General features: G+C 49.6%; 15 protein-coding genes. 13 read left to right on the forward strand and 2 right to left on the reverse strand.

Annotated features, from left to right (window positions below):
- Positions 1-190 precede the first annotated feature (190 nt).
- From ggt to DW677_RS05850, 5 genes are all read left to right on the forward strand, one after another.
- On the forward strand, positions 191-2053 hold the full coding sequence (gene ggt, locus DW677_RS05835; RefSeq protein WP_181968308.1) for a gamma-glutamyltransferase: 1863 nt from the start codon (positions 191-193) through the stop codon (positions 2051-2053).
- Between the two features lie 93 nt (positions 2054-2146).
- Positions 2147-2806 (forward strand): DUF6305 family protein, encoded by a 660-nt coding sequence (locus tag DW677_RS05840; protein ID WP_015553924.1) that lies wholly within the window; start codon positions 2147-2149, stop codon positions 2804-2806.
- An 83-nt stretch (positions 2807-2889) separates the two neighbouring features.
- Positions 2890-4176, forward strand: a complete 1287-nt coding sequence (locus tag DW677_RS05845; RefSeq protein WP_015553925.1) for a TRAP transporter large permease subunit — start codon at positions 2890-2892, stop codon at positions 4174-4176.
- Positions 4177-4191: 15 nt separating this feature from the next.
- Positions 4192-4347, forward strand: a complete 156-nt coding sequence (locus DW677_RS18260; protein ID WP_015553926.1) for a hypothetical protein — start codon at positions 4192-4194, stop codon at positions 4345-4347.
- Between the two features lie 15 nt (positions 4348-4362).
- On the forward strand, positions 4363-5490 hold the full coding sequence (locus DW677_RS05850; RefSeq protein WP_181968309.1) for a succinylglutamate desuccinylase: 1128 nt from the start codon (positions 4363-4365) through the stop codon (positions 5488-5490).
- Between the two features lie 67 nt (positions 5491-5557).
- Here DW677_RS05850 and DW677_RS05855 read toward each other — a convergent pair whose 3' ends face one another.
- Together DW677_RS05855 and DW677_RS05860 are read right to left on the reverse strand one after the other, a co-directional pair.
- Positions 5558-6085, reverse strand: coding sequence for an ECF transporter S component (locus tag DW677_RS05855; protein ID WP_117469939.1), 528 nt, complete (start codon positions 6083-6085; stop codon positions 5558-5560).
- A gap of 212 nt (positions 6086-6297) precedes the next feature.
- Positions 6298-7056 carry an amidohydrolase family protein gene (locus DW677_RS05860; RefSeq protein WP_117483877.1) on the reverse strand — a complete coding sequence of 253 codons (759 nt, stop codon included), beginning with the start codon at positions 7054-7056 and terminating at the stop codon, positions 6298-6300.
- Positions 7057-7479: 423 nt separating this feature from the next.
- Between DW677_RS05860 and DW677_RS05865 the strand changes: the two genes are divergently transcribed.
- The 8 genes from DW677_RS05865 (at position 7480) to fabZ (ending at position 13915) form a co-directional block, all read left to right on the forward strand.
- Positions 7480-8442: a beta-ketoacyl-ACP synthase III gene (locus DW677_RS05865; RefSeq protein WP_117566692.1), complete on the forward strand. Its 963-nt coding sequence runs from the start codon at positions 7480-7482 to the stop codon at positions 8440-8442.
- A gap of 122 nt (positions 8443-8564) precedes the next feature.
- Positions 8565-8798 carry an acyl carrier protein gene (acpP, locus tag DW677_RS05870; protein WP_117469940.1) on the forward strand — a complete coding sequence of 78 codons (234 nt, stop codon included), beginning with the start codon at positions 8565-8567 and terminating at the stop codon, positions 8796-8798.
- Between the two features lie 104 nt (positions 8799-8902).
- Complete coding sequence (fabK, locus tag DW677_RS05875; protein WP_278286476.1) at positions 8903-9841, forward strand: enoyl-[acyl-carrier-protein] reductase FabK; 939 nt, start codon at positions 8903-8905, stop codon at positions 9839-9841.
- Between the two features lie 8 nt (positions 9842-9849).
- Positions 9850-10758: an ACP S-malonyltransferase gene (gene fabD, locus DW677_RS05880; RefSeq protein ID WP_117503751.1), complete on the forward strand. Its 909-nt coding sequence runs from the start codon at positions 9850-9852 to the stop codon at positions 10756-10758.
- 80 nt (positions 10759-10838) lie between these two features.
- Positions 10839-11582 (forward strand): 3-oxoacyl-[acyl-carrier-protein] reductase, encoded by a 744-nt coding sequence (fabG, locus tag DW677_RS05885; protein WP_117483945.1) that lies wholly within the window; start codon positions 10839-10841, stop codon positions 11580-11582.
- Between the two features lie 113 nt (positions 11583-11695).
- Positions 11696-12931, forward strand: coding sequence for a beta-ketoacyl-ACP synthase II (fabF, locus tag DW677_RS05890; protein WP_117472176.1), 1236 nt, complete (start codon positions 11696-11698; stop codon positions 12929-12931).
- Positions 12932-12942: 11 nt separating this feature from the next.
- Positions 12943-13419, forward strand: a complete 477-nt coding sequence (accB, locus tag DW677_RS05895; RefSeq protein WP_015553937.1) for an acetyl-CoA carboxylase biotin carboxyl carrier protein — start codon at positions 12943-12945, stop codon at positions 13417-13419.
- A gap of 73 nt (positions 13420-13492) precedes the next feature.
- A complete protein-coding gene (gene fabZ / locus DW677_RS05900; protein ID WP_015553938.1) occupies positions 13493-13915 on the forward strand; it encodes a 3-hydroxyacyl-ACP dehydratase FabZ in 423 nt (140 codons plus the stop codon).

Raw genomic sequence — 13915 nt, forward strand, 5'->3', positions numbered from 1 at the left:
TGTATAATTTACACAGTTCCTACAGAACTTCGACACAGTTTCTACATAAATGTTACTATTATCCTGGGGATCAGCTTTCACCCCGACTTGAGATGTGATGGTAAAGCTTTCGCTTACTAATAAAAGACACCATAAAACAGAGAGGAGTTGCCGATGGGCGGCGAACCTCTCAAACAAAAGGAGGATGACAATGAAAAGATCAAATCGTCTGGTTGCAAGATCGGCAGTTGCACTCAGTCTGGCAGCTTCGTTGACTGCCTGCGGAACTGCTTCCTCAACGACAACGACAGCGGCGAGCAGTGAGGCTGCTACCGAGACAGCTTCCGAAGCAGAAGCTGCTTCTACGACCGAAACCGTTGGTGAGGATGTCTGGCTGCCTTACAACGAAAACCTCGAGAAGAAGCGTGATGACCGTGACGCTACCGGTAAAAACGGCGCGGTTGCTTCCTGTAACTGGTACGCCAGCAAGGCAGGTCTGGAAATTCTGAAGGAAGGCGGAAACGCCTTTGACGCAGCGGCTGCTGTAGCCTACACTCTGGGCGTGGCTGAGCCGTACTTCTCCGGTCTGGGCGGCGGCGGATTTATGACTATTTACAGTGCCAAAGATGACAAGGTGAGTGTCCTTGATTTCCGTGAGACTGCTCCTGCAGCTGCTAATGCACAGATGTGGTTGGATGAAAACGGAAAGATGGAGCAGTTCAGTCTGGACGGCGTGAATAATCTGGGTGACAAGAGCGTGATCGGCGGTCTGTCGGTAGCTGTACCTGGAGAAGTTGCTGGTTTTGAGTATCTTCTTGATAACTACGGTTCTGATGCCGTAAGCCGTCAGCAGATCTTCCAGCCTGCTATCGACACAGCCAACAACGGCTATGTAGTGGGAGTTACCTTTAAGGAAGAGCTGGACAGCGAGTATACCGGTATTGCCGCAAACGAGACTTTGAGCAATATCTACCTGGATGAGAGCGGACTGCCGTATGAGGTTGGTGATGTGATCAAAAACCCGGATCTGGCAAAGACCCTGCAGTTGATCGCTGATGGCGGTAAAGATGCTTTCTATACCGGCGATATGGCACAGGCTATGGTGGATGCTGTTGCGGCTTGGGGTGGCAATATGACCATGGAAGACCTTGCAAATTACGAAGTAAAGGTTCGTGAGCCTGTCGCTGGTCACTATAAAGATTACACTATCTACTCTTTACCACCGGCATCTTCCGGCGGTACACACCTGGTTGAGATCCTGAACATTCTCGAGAACTACGACGATATGGACAAGATTGGTGTAAACAGCACCGAGTATGTACATCGTTTCTCTGAGGCTTTTAAGATCGCCTTCGCAGACCGCGCGCAGTATATGGCAGATACTGACTTTGCTGATGTTCCGCTAGCTCAGCTGACAAGCAAAGACTATGCTGCAGAGCGTTATAGTGAGATCACTGACAAGAGCGGCAGCTATGTGGCTGTAGAGCCGGAAGAGTTAGAGCATTATGCAACTACAAGCTTTTCCGTTGTTGACCAGTGGGGCAACATGGTAGCCTGCACAAAGACTATCAACTACGGCTTTGGTTCCAAGGTTGGTGTTCCTGGCTATGGATTTATTATGAACGACGAGATGGATGATTTCTCAGCTGATCCTGAGAGCGTAAACTGCGCAGAAGGCGGAAAACGTCCGTTATCCAGCATGAGCCCGTCTATCGTTTTATATCCGGATGGATCTCCGTACATGACAATCGGAAGCCCGGGAGCTACCCGTATTTTCCCGACGATCGCTCAGGTTATCGAGCGCATGATTGACTACAATATGGATATTCAGGACGCGATCGATTGTGCACGTATCTACGACAACGCATCTGAAAATATCTGCTATGAGTCCGGCGGTGTGAACCCGATCACTCCTGAGGTTGCTAAAGAACTGCAGGATCGCGGACATGAAGTTACCGATAAGGGAGAATGGCAGCTGTTCTTCGGCGGTGTACAGGGAATCTCGATCGGTAAGGACGGAACACTGCGCGGTGGTGCGGATCCTCGCCGTGATGGTAAGGCTCTGGCATATTAATTTTCATTTCCAGTAATACATGAATTATCAGTGCTGCCCGCTTCCCGATAACGGGGCGGGCAGCCGTAAAATAAGAAAAGGAGATATACGATTATGAAGAAACTTGGTATTTTTATTGCGGCTAGTGCTTTGACATTATCTTTGGCTGCTTGCGGCTCCGGCGCTTCCAGCACAACAACTACCGCAGCGGCTGCAGAAACCACAGCAGCAGCTTCCGCAGAAACTACAGCGGCAGCAGGTGCTGCAACTGAACTGACTGAGATCAGCGCAGGTATGTGCTCTACTCCGGCTATCCTGACCAGTATTGGACAGAGTGCTGATGTAGACATTGCAAATACACTTTGCACAAAGGCTGGCATTGAAGTAACAATGAATAAGAACATCACAGGCGCAGATCTTCCGGATGACTGCAAAACTCTGATCCTTGCAGTCGGTGGATCTTCCAAGGGACTTGGTGCTGCCGGTATCGATGCTGACCAGGAGCTTGCACGTACTGACGCTCTGATTTCCGCTGCAAAGGAAAAAGGTATCATTGTTCTTGCTCTGCACACTGGCGGATCCGCTCGTCGCGGTACCTTATCTGACAGCTTTATCACTCCGGCTTTCCAGGGCTGCGATGCTGCTATCGTAGTTTCTGAGGGGGATTCCGATGGTCTGATGTCTGGTATCTTATCCGGCAACGGAACTCCTGCAATCTATGTAGATAACACTGCAGGTACTCTTGACGCTTTAAAAACTGCATTTGGTCTGTAAATCTGAGTTACTAAACAAACAAACAAACTAACCTGCGGCCTGGCTGAACGGGCCGCAGTGATTTTGAAGAGGAGAACATCATTATGACACCTTACGTGATCACTTTTATTGTGATGGTCGGTGTTTTCATGATCGGCTGCTTTGCATTCAAACTGCCTGTTGGCGTATCAATGCTGATAGCAGCGCTCTGCGGTGCTCTTGAGGGCGGCCTCGGCACCGAGACTATCCGTATGATGGTAGAGGGCGAGTTCGGTTATGTAGATACCATTCTGACTATTGGCTGTGCCATGATTTTCATGAAGGTCATTGAGGGATCCGGTGCTCTGGATGCTTTAAGCAGCCTGATTATTGAGAAATTCCATCGTTTCCCTGCTGTTTTACTGGTTTTAATCATGCTCATCATCATGTTCCCCGGCATGATCACCGGTTCTTCCACTGCAGCAGTTCTTTCAGCAGGTTCCATTATGGCTCCGGTTCTTGCATTAATGGGAATTGATGCCGTTACCTCAGGCTCCATTATCGCTATGGGTGCTCTGCTTGGTATGATCGCACCTCCTGTAAATACCGCTGCATTAATTATCTGCGCAGGTATCGATGTTCCTTATGTTGGTTTTGAGGGTCCGCTGGCCTTAATCACTTTCCCGTTAGCGATTCTGTTCGTGCTTTTACTCGGCTACAAGCAGGCACGCCACATGGACTATGAAAAACTGAAACCTGCTCTTGAAAAGCAGGATGCGATCCGCAAGCAGTACGGTGTGCGCATCTACATTCCGTTACTGGTTCTGGTTGCTTTAATGGTTATCTTTAAGGTTCTGAAGTTAGGCGAAGACATCGGTATGCCACTCATGTTCCTTATCAGTGCTGCCGTTGGTCTGTTCACCGGAAAGAAGATCAATGTACTGACTGCTGTACCGGAAGCCATCCGTACCGCAGCACCTGTTATGGGTATTCTGATGGGTGTTGGTATGTTCATCGAAGTAATGACAGCGACCGGCGTTCGCGGTCTGGTAGTTATCAGCTGTCTGCGTCTTCCGAGCACATTGTGGCTCTTAGCCTGCGCGATCAGTATTCCGCTGTTTGGTGCAGTTTCCTCTTACGGCGCATGCTCGGTTTTAGGCGTTCCGTTCGCTTACATTTATGCTTCACTTTTAGGCGGAAATTCCGTTGTGGTCTTAGCTGCTATCAGCCTGATCGCTGCTGTGGGTGATATGATGCCTCCTACCGCTTTAGCGGGTCTGTTCGCTGCACAGGTTACAGGTGTAGAAAAATACACTAAGATCCTGAAGCGTTGTATTGTGCCTATCATCATTCTGCTGGTTTACGCTTGTTTCTTCCTGGCAAATTCAAAACTGATTGCCGGACTGTTTTAAAGGAGGGACTGAATTATGAGTATTATCACGATCATTTATTTAGCCATCGCCCTTCTGGTTTTTGTAAGCACACTGTACAACATGATTTTTAAGGAAGAACGCCTTGTTGATCAGATCAACGCAGCTATGATTTTAATTCCTCTGCTGCTGCGGATCTTCCTGATCAAGTAAGGAGGGTGAATGAAAATGAAGAAAACGTATCTGTCCGCCGTTGCCGTTCTGGTTTGCGCGGCTCTCGTTGGCGGTATTGCCGGTACGAGCTTTTATACCAAGCGCCATTTCAAGGAAGACATCGTGACTGGTCCGAATGTGACCGAGGTATTTAAGCTGAGCCGTTATAATCCAAACCTGGAAGGCACCATCGGCGATTCCGATGTATATGTACTGAAAGGTGAAAAAGAGGGAGGTTCCCTTGTTGTTCTGGGCAGCACTCATGCCAACGAACCTTCTGGTCATATGGCCGGCATTATTCTGGAAGAGAATGCAAAGGTTGAAGCGGGAACCATTTATGTGATCCCGAACATCAACAATTCCGCTTTGACCCACAATGACCCGCTGGATGGTTCTCCACAGTACATGCACTTCACCACAAAAAATGGTGAGACCAGAACATTCCAGTATGGCTCCCGTGCAACCAACCCGATCGATCAGTGGCCGGATCCGGATATTTACACACATAAGTCTTCCGGTCAGACACTTTCCGGTTCAGAGACTCGTAACCTGAACCGCTGCTATCCGGGAGTTGAGGATGGTACTTTATCTGAGCAGGTTGCTTATGCGGTAACCAACATGATCAAGACCTTAGATATTGACATGGAGATCGACCTGCATGAGTCCAGCCCGGAGTATGCTGTAAACAATGCTACCGTAGCTCACGAGCGCGCTTCTGCTATTGCATCTGAGGGCGTTCTGAATCTGGAATTAGAGGGAATTTCCATGAGCCTGGAGCCGTCTCCGGTTTCCTTACATGGTCTGACTCACCGTGAGTTGGGTGACTATACCAATACTTACGCACTGTTGATGGAGACTGGTAACCCTAGTCAGGGCCGTCTTCGTGGCTATACAGATGAGGATCTGGTAAAGACAGGTGAGGATCCTTGCTATGTGATAGCCTATGATCTGGGTCTTCTGTATGTTGACTACAGCTCCGGCAACTTCCCAATTGAGTTGCGTACTGGCCGTCATCTTGCTGGTATCAGCGCTTACATCGATGCGTTCAACAATAACAGCAGCGAAGATAAGCAGATCATTGTGAAAGGTATTCCGACCTATGACGAGATGATCAACAGCGATTTAGGTGATTTCCTTCTGTAAAAATTTTATACAGACCCAATGAAAACCCCGGTCTGCAGTGCATGAACATTGCGGACCGGGGTTTTTGTTACGCAAATTTTGCCTTTAATGTTCGGATCGCCGGGGACTGTACGAGGATCGTGTAGGCTACGCCGCCGAGGACGATCCCTGCGATGGTCTGCATGGACAGGGTGAACATTTCACCGAAGGCAACAACGGTGCCGTAGAGCGGGATCTTTACGAGCGTGTAGCCGATAATATGGGCGATGCCGCCGACGATAGCACCGACGAGCCAGGAATATTTAAAGTTCGGCAGAAGCTTGTAGGCAATCGTTCCGGCGATGAACGCCCAGAGACCTTTTAATACCATGGTCGGGAGAACCCATACCGCGTAGCCGCCGAGAAAATCGGAGAGACCTGCGCCGATGGCACCGGCGAGGACGCCGCGTCTTGTGCCAAATAAGCAGACGGTCAGGATGATCATGCAGTCGCCGAGGTGGGTGTAGCCAAAGGCGGAAGGAATTTTAAAGAAATAGGTTCCGACAAATACCAGAGCGCTCATTAAGCCGATGATGGAGATATCGAGGGTGGTGTCCTGGTGTGAGTGATTTTTCATAGGGGTGTCCTCCTTGAATACAATAATTTCAAATTTTTAATAAATTTAAATGATTCAAACACATGCAACAAAACTCTGTGATATGCAGATGAAAAACTTTTGGCAGGCTTGAATGAAAACGATTTGGCTTTTCGAAGTCGAAATTTCAGTGACACAATTTAAAAAATTGCTGTAACATTTACCCCCTGTTTCTGCAGTGGATACAAAAACTTCTATTTTAATCCCATAAATTTAGCTGCGTTATGATAGAAAATGTTCTCCAGTCCTTCATCATCCACGCCGCATGCCATGATCTTCTGGATCTCAACGGTCGGGGCATGGAACGGAGAGTCGATGCCGAACATGACTTTCTCGTGGCCGACGGTATGGTAGGCGTTGGCGATCTGGACACTCATGGAGGTTCCGGAGGTCTCAAGCCAGATATTGTCGTATTTTTTTGCCATGGTGATCGCCGCATCGACATAAACACCATGGGCATGTCCCATATGGATCATGACGATCGGGAGATGCGGGTGGCGTTCAGCCAGAAGTCCGATCTGCCACGGAAGGGAGAATGGCGGATGACCGGAATGGATGAACAACGGTTTTCCGTATTTCTCACAGATCTCAGCTACCGGATCCACACACGGATCATCGGCACAGTAGCCGTCAAAGAGGGACTGAAGCTTTGCACCGGCAAAGTGTTCGTCACGGATATAATGCTCTAAGGCATCGTAAGCCGGTTTTCCTTCGGCACAGTTGATCCACATGAGCGGGATGATCTTATCCGGGTGAGCCTTGAAGGCAGCAACGGTCTCTTCATTTGTGTGCGGGCCGTCGGAACAGAGGATCGTCTTTTCAATATTGAATTCTTCCATCTGTTTTAAGAGAAGGTCTGCATTAAAGTGGATATTGAACGGACTGCCGAAGGTGCCGATATGGCTGTGGGCATCGATTTTTTTAAATTTGCTGAAATCGCTTGTAATACTCATAATATCGCTCCTTTTATCTCAGTCAGATAAGACTCCCACTTTTTCTGGTGGTGAGCCATAGCAAATTGTCGGGAAAATCTCGCATGCGGTAAATATGTGATTATCATATCTGAGATATGGCATTGTTAAAATATCCAATTTTAAATAATTTGACCAGTCCAGATGCGGCAAATACTGAGCTTAAACAGGTGAAAAGGTGTCATTCCATCTTTTTTTGCGTGGAACCACAAGGGTACTGAATGGTTGCAGGTTTACTTAAGCAGCCGGCGGTGAGAAGGAAAAACAAAAATTCACTTGACAAAACAGCAGACATCTATTACCATTAGAATCAAACATTTTGAATATCAAACTATTTGAAATTAAAAACTACTGCGGGGAATAAAATTCCTTCTGCATAAACGAAATGGCAGGATTTAGAAGATGATGACAGCCAGAATTGCTGGAATCGGCGCGTATGTGCCGGAGAATTTGATTACGAACGACGATCTGGCGAAGATCGTGGACACGAATGACGAGTGGATCCGGACACGGACCGGAATCCGGGAACGCCGGATCTCCTCCGGAGAGGGAACGCGCCATCTGGCGGCGAAGGCGGCTGAGCGGGCGCTTGCGGCAGCGGGAGTTGCCCCGGAAGAGCTGGATATCATCATTCTTGGGACTTCGTCCCCGGACCGGAATTATCCCAGCGATGCCTGCAGTGTTCAGGCGGCCATCGGGGCAGTGAATGCAGTTGCCTTCGATATCTCGGCGGCATGCGCGGGATTTATTTTCGCCATGAATATCGTGGAAGGATTTTTTAAAGCCGGAATTTACAAGACGGCGCTGATCATCGGGGCGGAAACCCTCAGCAAAGTGACAGACTGGAGTGACCGCGGCACCTGTGTCCTCTTTGGAGACGGAGCAGGGGCAGCCGTTTTAAAAGCGGAAGAGACCGGAATCATCGACATGATGATGGGAGCGGACGGAACAAAGGGTGATGTTCTCGCCTGCACCTCGAGAACCGTCGGAAACTTTCTCACAGGTACAAAGCCGGAGCTCGGATTTATGACCATGGATGGACAGGAAGTTTTCAAATTCGCAGTGCGGAAGGTGCCGGAGAGTGTTATGGAGCTTTTACAGCGGACCGGGACAAAAATGGAAGACATTAAATATTATGTTCTTCATCAGGCGAATGAGCGGATCATTGAGGCAGCGGCCAGACGTCTGAAGGAGCCGATGGAGAAATTCCCGATGACGATCGGTCAGTTTGGAAATACATCAACGGCATCGATTCCGTTACTGTTAGACGATATGATCCAGAAGGACATGCTGAAGCGGGGCGACAAGATCATCATGTCAGGCTTCGGAGCCGGAATGACCTGGGGTGCAGTGCTCATGGAGTGGTAGATATCTGATTCATCCGGAAAGCAGGAGAAGTTATCTACATAATAAGAAATAATTTTAAAAACCAAAAAAATGCAAAAACTCATAAAATACAAATAATAAGAACATTTAAAGGAGATTAAATCATGTTAGAAAAAATGAAAGAAATCATCGCAGAGCAGTTAAGCACAGACGCAGACGGCATCACAGAGGCAACTTCCTTCAAGGATGACCTTGGTGCAGATTCCCTTGACTTATTTGAGCTTGTTATGGCTCTTGAGGATGAGTATTCCGTAGAGATCCCGGCTGAGGACCTTCAGAATCTCGCAACGGTCGGCGATGTTATGAAGTACTTAAAAGATAAGGGTGTTGAGGAATAGTCAAACCGAATAAACCAGAGTCAAAACGCGTCTATGACGCGTTTTGCTGATATAAAGATAATTCCGGGCAATACCCGACAGATAGATTTCAGGAAGTGAGAGCAATAAAAATGAAGACAAGAATTACAGAAATGCTGGGAATCGAATATCCGATCATTCAGGGCGGTATGGCCTGGGTCGCTGAGCATCATCTTGCTGCCGCTGTTTCTGAGGCAGGAGGTCTTGGCCTCATCGGCGGCGCAAACGCGCCGGGAGAGGTTGTCCGTGAAGAGATCCGTAAGGCGAAAGCACTGACAAAGAAGCCGTTTGGCGTTAATGTCATGTTAATGAGCCCGTATGCGGATGATGTGGCGAAGGTGGTTGTTGAAGAGGGCGTGAAGGTCGTTACGACAGGAGCCGGAAATCCTGCAAAGTACATGAAGATGTGGAAGGAAGCAGGGATCATCGTGATACCGGTCGTTGCTTCTGTGGCTCTTGCGAAGCTTATGGAGCGCGGCGGCGCTGATGCTGTCGTTGCAGAGGGAACCGAATCCGGCGGACATATCGGTGAGGCGACCACCATGACTCTCGTTCCGCAGGTCGTTGATGCGGTATCCATCCCGGTCATTGCAGCAGGCGGCATCGGTGATGGAAGAGGAATTGCGGCGGCTTTCATGCTGGGCGCTGAGGCAGTCCAGATGGGAACAAGATTTGTTGTCGCAAAGGAATCCATCGTTCATGAAAATTATAAGCAGAGAATCATTAAAGCAAAGGACATCGATTCTGCGGTAACAGGAAGAACCCACGGACATCCGGTCCGCTGCCTGAGAAACCAGATGACAAGAGAGTATAACCGACTTGAGGCAGAAGGAAAATCCTTTGAGGAGCTTGAGTATCTGACACTTGGAACCCTCAGAAAAGCCGTTCAGGAAGGCGATACCACAAATGGAACCGTCATGGCAGGTCAGATCGCAGGTCTTGTAACGAAAGAGCAGACATGCAAGGAAATGATCGATGAGATGATGGAGCAGGCAGATAAGCTGCTTGGCGGATGTCAGAAGTAAGGAGAATCATGGGAAAGACAGCATTTATTTTTCCGGGACAGGGCGCGCAGGTATGCGGCATGGGCCAGGATTTTTATGAAAATTCGGAGACTGCAAAGGCAGTATTTGACCGTGCGACGGAGCTTTTAGGCTTTTCCGTTCCGGAGTTATGCTTTGAGAAAAATGACCGTCTGGACATCACGGAGTATACGCAGGCGGCAATGGTGACCACTAGCATTGCCATGATGAAGGTGATGGAGGAGCGGGGCATCCATGCGGATGTGGCGGCTGGCTTAAGCCTTGGCGAGTACTGCGCACTGGTGGCAGCAGGCGTTATGACGGCGGACGACGCGATCCGCACAGTCCGGGAGAGAGGAATTCTCATGCAGGAGGCAGTTCCGGCTGGAGTCGGCGGAATGAGCGCTGTTCTCGGCATGACGGCAGATGAGATCAATGCCGTTGTGGACGAGATTCCGAATGTGCAGGTCGCAAACTACAACTGCCCGGGTCAGATCGTGATCTCCGGTCTCAAGGAGGCGGTGGAGACCGCGGCGGTGAAGTTAAAAGAGGCAGGTGCAAGACGTGTGATCCCGCTTAATGTCAGTGGACCGTTCCACTCCTATCTTTTAGAGGAAGCCGGGGAGAAGCTTGGAAGGTTTCTGGAGAATATTCCGGTATCTGAGCCGGTGATCCCGTATGTGGCGAACGTGACAGCTGCTTATGTGACAAAGGCAGAGGACGTAAAGCCGCTTTTGACACGTCAGGTATCTTCTTCTGTCAGATGGCAGCAGAGCGTGGAGACCATGCTGGCGGACGGTGTTGACCGGTTTATCGAGATCGGACCGGGAAAGACGTTAGCTGGATTTATCAGAAAGATCAACAGGGAAGCGACGGTCATCAATATTGAGAAATTTGAGGATCTGGAGAAGCTGAGCTAAGTGATCGAAAGAGAAATTAGTAAATAATGTCGTCAGAGACAAAAATCTGGCGGCTGACTGATAGAAACACGGAGGGAAACATGAATTTAACAGGGAAGGTTACTCTTGTGACAGGCGCAAGCCGCGGAATCGGCCGTCAGATTGCTCTGACACTGGCTGGATACGGCGCGACCGTCATCGTCAACTATAACGGTTCCGCAGCAAAAGCAGAGGAAGTCGTAAACGAGATCACAGCAAACGGCGGAATGGCGGAGAGCATGCAGTGCAGCGTCAGTGATTTCGAAAAATCCAAAGAAATGATCGATGGGATCGTAAAGAAATACGGCCGTCTCGACATTCTTGTGAACAACGCCGGAATCACAAAAGACAACCTGATCATGAAGATGTCCGAGGACGATTTTGACGCAGTTATTGCCACAAACTTAAAGGGCGCATTCAACTGCATCAAACATGTCTCCCGCCAGATGTTAAAGCAGAGAGGCGGACGGATCATCAATATCTCTTCCGTTTCCGGAGTGATGGGAAATGCAGGTCAGGCAAACTACTGTGCCTCCAAGGCGGGCATCATCGGACTCACGAAATCCGTTGCAAGAGAGCTTGGAAGCCGTGGGATCACAGCAAACGCAGTCGCACCGGGATTTATCCGTACAGAGATGACGGATGTGCTGCCGGAGGACGTAAAGAAAGCCATGGGCGAGCAGATTCCGTTAAAGCATTTCGGTGAGACAAAAGACATTGCGGAGGCAGTCGCATTTCTTGCTTCCGATGAGGCAGCTTATATTACCGGCCAGGTTCTTCATGTGGACGGCGGCATGGCGATGTAAAAGACAGTTGGAAAAAGCGCCTGTTCCGGCCACACAGCCGGACAGCGGATGTTTCGGTTATCATCTGCGCGGGGCGTGGATGATAGCATAATTAGAACAGGAGAACGAAAAGCATGAGAAGAGTTGTAGTAACAGGAATGGGCGCGATCACCCCGATCGGAAACGATGTTGAGACATTTTGGAACGGATTAAAAGAGAAGAAACTCGGATTTGGACCGATCACCTATTTTGACACGACCGATTATAAAGCAAAGCTCGCGGCAGAGGTCAAGGACTTCGAGCCGAAGGACTATATGGATCCGAAGGCGGCAAGAAGAATGGAGCGTTTCGCACAGTTTGCGGTAGCGGCAGCCCGTCAGGCGCTGGAGGATTCTTCCCTCGACATGACAAAGGAAGATCCGTTCCGTGTCGGTGTCTGTGTGAGCTCCGGTATCGGAAGCTTACAGATCATCGAGAAGGAATATAAGAAGCTTCTGGAAAAAGGACCGAACCGCGTAAACCCGCTTCTGGTGCCGCTCATGATCAGCAACATGGCAGCAGGAAACGTGTCCATCCAGTTTGGCTTAAAGGGAAAGAACATCAACGTCGTGACAGCATGCGCGTCCGGTACGAACTCCATCGGTGAGGCGATGCGTGCGATCCAGCACGGCGAGGCGGAGGTCATGGTCGCAGGCGGAACTGAGAGCTGCATCACACCGTTAGGCGTTGCGGGATTCTCCGGACTTACCGCTCTTTCCACCTCTGAGGATCCGGAGCGCGCCTCCATTCCGTTCGATCTTGAGAGAAACGGTTTCGTCATGGGCGAGGGCGCAGGTGTCGTTGTATTAGAGGAATTAGAACATGCAAAAGCCCGCGGAGCGAAGATCTACGCGGAGTTAGCCGGATACGGCGCGACAGGCGATGCTTATCACATTACTTCTCCGGCGGAGGACGGAAGCGGTGCCGCAAAGGCAATGGAATACGCAATTGCTGACGCGGGAATGAAGCCGGAGGACATCGATTACATCAATGCCCACGGAACAGCGACCCACCACAACGATTTATTCGAGACAAAGGCCATCAAGCTTGCGCTTGGCGACCATGCATATAAAGTAAAGATCAACTCCACAAAATCCATGATCGGACACCTCTTAGGCGCTGCCGGCGGCGTTGAGTTCATCGACTGTGTAAAATCCATCGAGGACGGCTTCGTTCATGCCACAGCAGGCTTAAAAGTAGACGATCCGGAATGCGATCTTGACTACACAAAGGGCGACGGCGTTTCCATGGAAGTAAAGACAGTTTTGACGAACTCTCTGGGATTCGGCGGACACAATGCGTGCCTGCTTGTCAGAAAGTTTGAGGAGTAAGGAGAACGGCGATGGAAGTAAAAGAGATCATTGAATTAATGAAGGCAATGTCAGAGAACGGCATGACCGGCTTCGAGCTTGAGGAAGGCGACTGGAAACTGAGCATGAAGCGGGAAAAGAAAATCGTTGCGGCGGCGCAGACACCGGTCGTTATGCAGGTCCCGGGACAGGGTTCCATGATCCAGACCGCGGATGTGACCGCTATGGAGCAGGTCTCCGGTGAAAATGCGGAAAAGAAAATTTCCGGAATCTCCGAGAAAGTGATCACCTGTCCACTTGTGGGTACGTTCTATTCCTCCCCGGCACCGGACGCAGAGGACTATGTAAAAGTCGGAGATACCGTGAAAAAAGGTCAGGTCATCGGAATCGTGGAAGCCATGAAGCTGATGAATGAGATCGAGAGCGAGTATGACGGAATCGTAGAGGAGATCCTTGTGAAGAACGAGGAGACGGTTGAGTATGGTCAGCCGTTATTCCGGATTCGTTAATTATAAAGATAACCGTTTGGCGGCCCGCGCATTGCCGCGCGGGCTGTGAAAGATTGGATAGAGGATAAAAATTATGTTAGGAATCAAAGAAATTCAGGAAATCATTCCCCACAGACATCCGTTTCTTCTCGTGGATTGTGTGGAGGAACTGGAGCCGGGCGTGAGAGCCGTCGGATATAAATCTGTGACATACAATGAGCCGTATTTCGCGGGCCATTTTCCGCAGGAGCCGGTCATGCCGGGCGTCCTGATCGTTGAGGCGCTGGCACAGACAGGTGCTGTCGCGATCTTAAGCGTTGAGGAAAACAAAGGAAAGACTGCGTATTTCGGCGCAATGAATAATGTAAAGTTTAAGAAGAAAGTAGTTCCGGGCGACAAGCTCCGTCTGGAATGCGAGATCATCAAGCAGAAAGGACCGGTCGGTGTTGGAAAGGCGGTCGCTACCGTGGACGGCAAAGTCGCGGTATCTGCGGAACTCACATTTATGATCGGTTAG

The sequence above is a fragment of the Clostridium sp. AM25-23AC genome (assembly GCF_003435125.1).
GTDB classification, from domain to species: Bacteria; Bacillota; Clostridia; order Lachnospirales; family Lachnospiraceae; genus Pilosibacter; species Pilosibacter fragilis.

Bases quoted from the DNA above. Each gene is read 5' to 3' on its own strand.
- ggt (WP_181968308.1), top strand. From the start codon at position 191: ATGAAAAGATCAAATCGTCTGGTTGCAAGATCGGCAGTTGCACTCAGT.
- DW677_RS05840 (WP_015553924.1), top strand. From the start codon at position 2,147: ATGAAGAAACTTGGTATTTTTATTGCGGCTAGTGCTTTGACATTATCT.
- DW677_RS05845 (WP_015553925.1), top strand. From the start codon at position 2,890: ATGACACCTTACGTGATCACTTTTATTGTGATGGTCGGTGTTTTCATG.
- DW677_RS18260 (WP_015553926.1), top strand. From the start codon at position 4,192: ATGAGTATTATCACGATCATTTATTTAGCCATCGCCCTTCTGGTTTTT.
- DW677_RS05850 (WP_181968309.1), top strand. From the start codon at position 4,363: ATGAAGAAAACGTATCTGTCCGCCGTTGCCGTTCTGGTTTGCGCGGCT.
- DW677_RS05855 (WP_117469939.1), bottom strand. From the start codon at position 6,085: ATGAAAAATCACTCACACCAGGACACCACCCTCGATATCTCCATCATC.
- DW677_RS05860 (WP_117483877.1), bottom strand. From the start codon at position 7,056: ATGAGTATTACAAGCGATTTCAGCAAATTTAAAAAAATCGATGCCCAC.
- DW677_RS05865 (WP_117566692.1), top strand. From the start codon at position 7,480: ATGACAGCCAGAATTGCTGGAATCGGCGCGTATGTGCCGGAGAATTTG.
- acpP (WP_117469940.1), top strand. From the start codon at position 8,565: ATGTTAGAAAAAATGAAAGAAATCATCGCAGAGCAGTTAAGCACAGAC.
- fabD (WP_117503751.1), top strand. From the start codon at position 9,850: ATGGGAAAGACAGCATTTATTTTTCCGGGACAGGGCGCGCAGGTATGC.
- fabG (WP_117483945.1), top strand. From the start codon at position 10,839: ATGAATTTAACAGGGAAGGTTACTCTTGTGACAGGCGCAAGCCGCGGA.
- fabF (WP_117472176.1), top strand. From the start codon at position 11,696: ATGAGAAGAGTTGTAGTAACAGGAATGGGCGCGATCACCCCGATCGGA.
- accB (WP_015553937.1), top strand. From the start codon at position 12,943: ATGGAAGTAAAAGAGATCATTGAATTAATGAAGGCAATGTCAGAGAAC.
- fabZ (WP_015553938.1), top strand. From the start codon at position 13,493: ATGTTAGGAATCAAAGAAATTCAGGAAATCATTCCCCACAGACATCCG.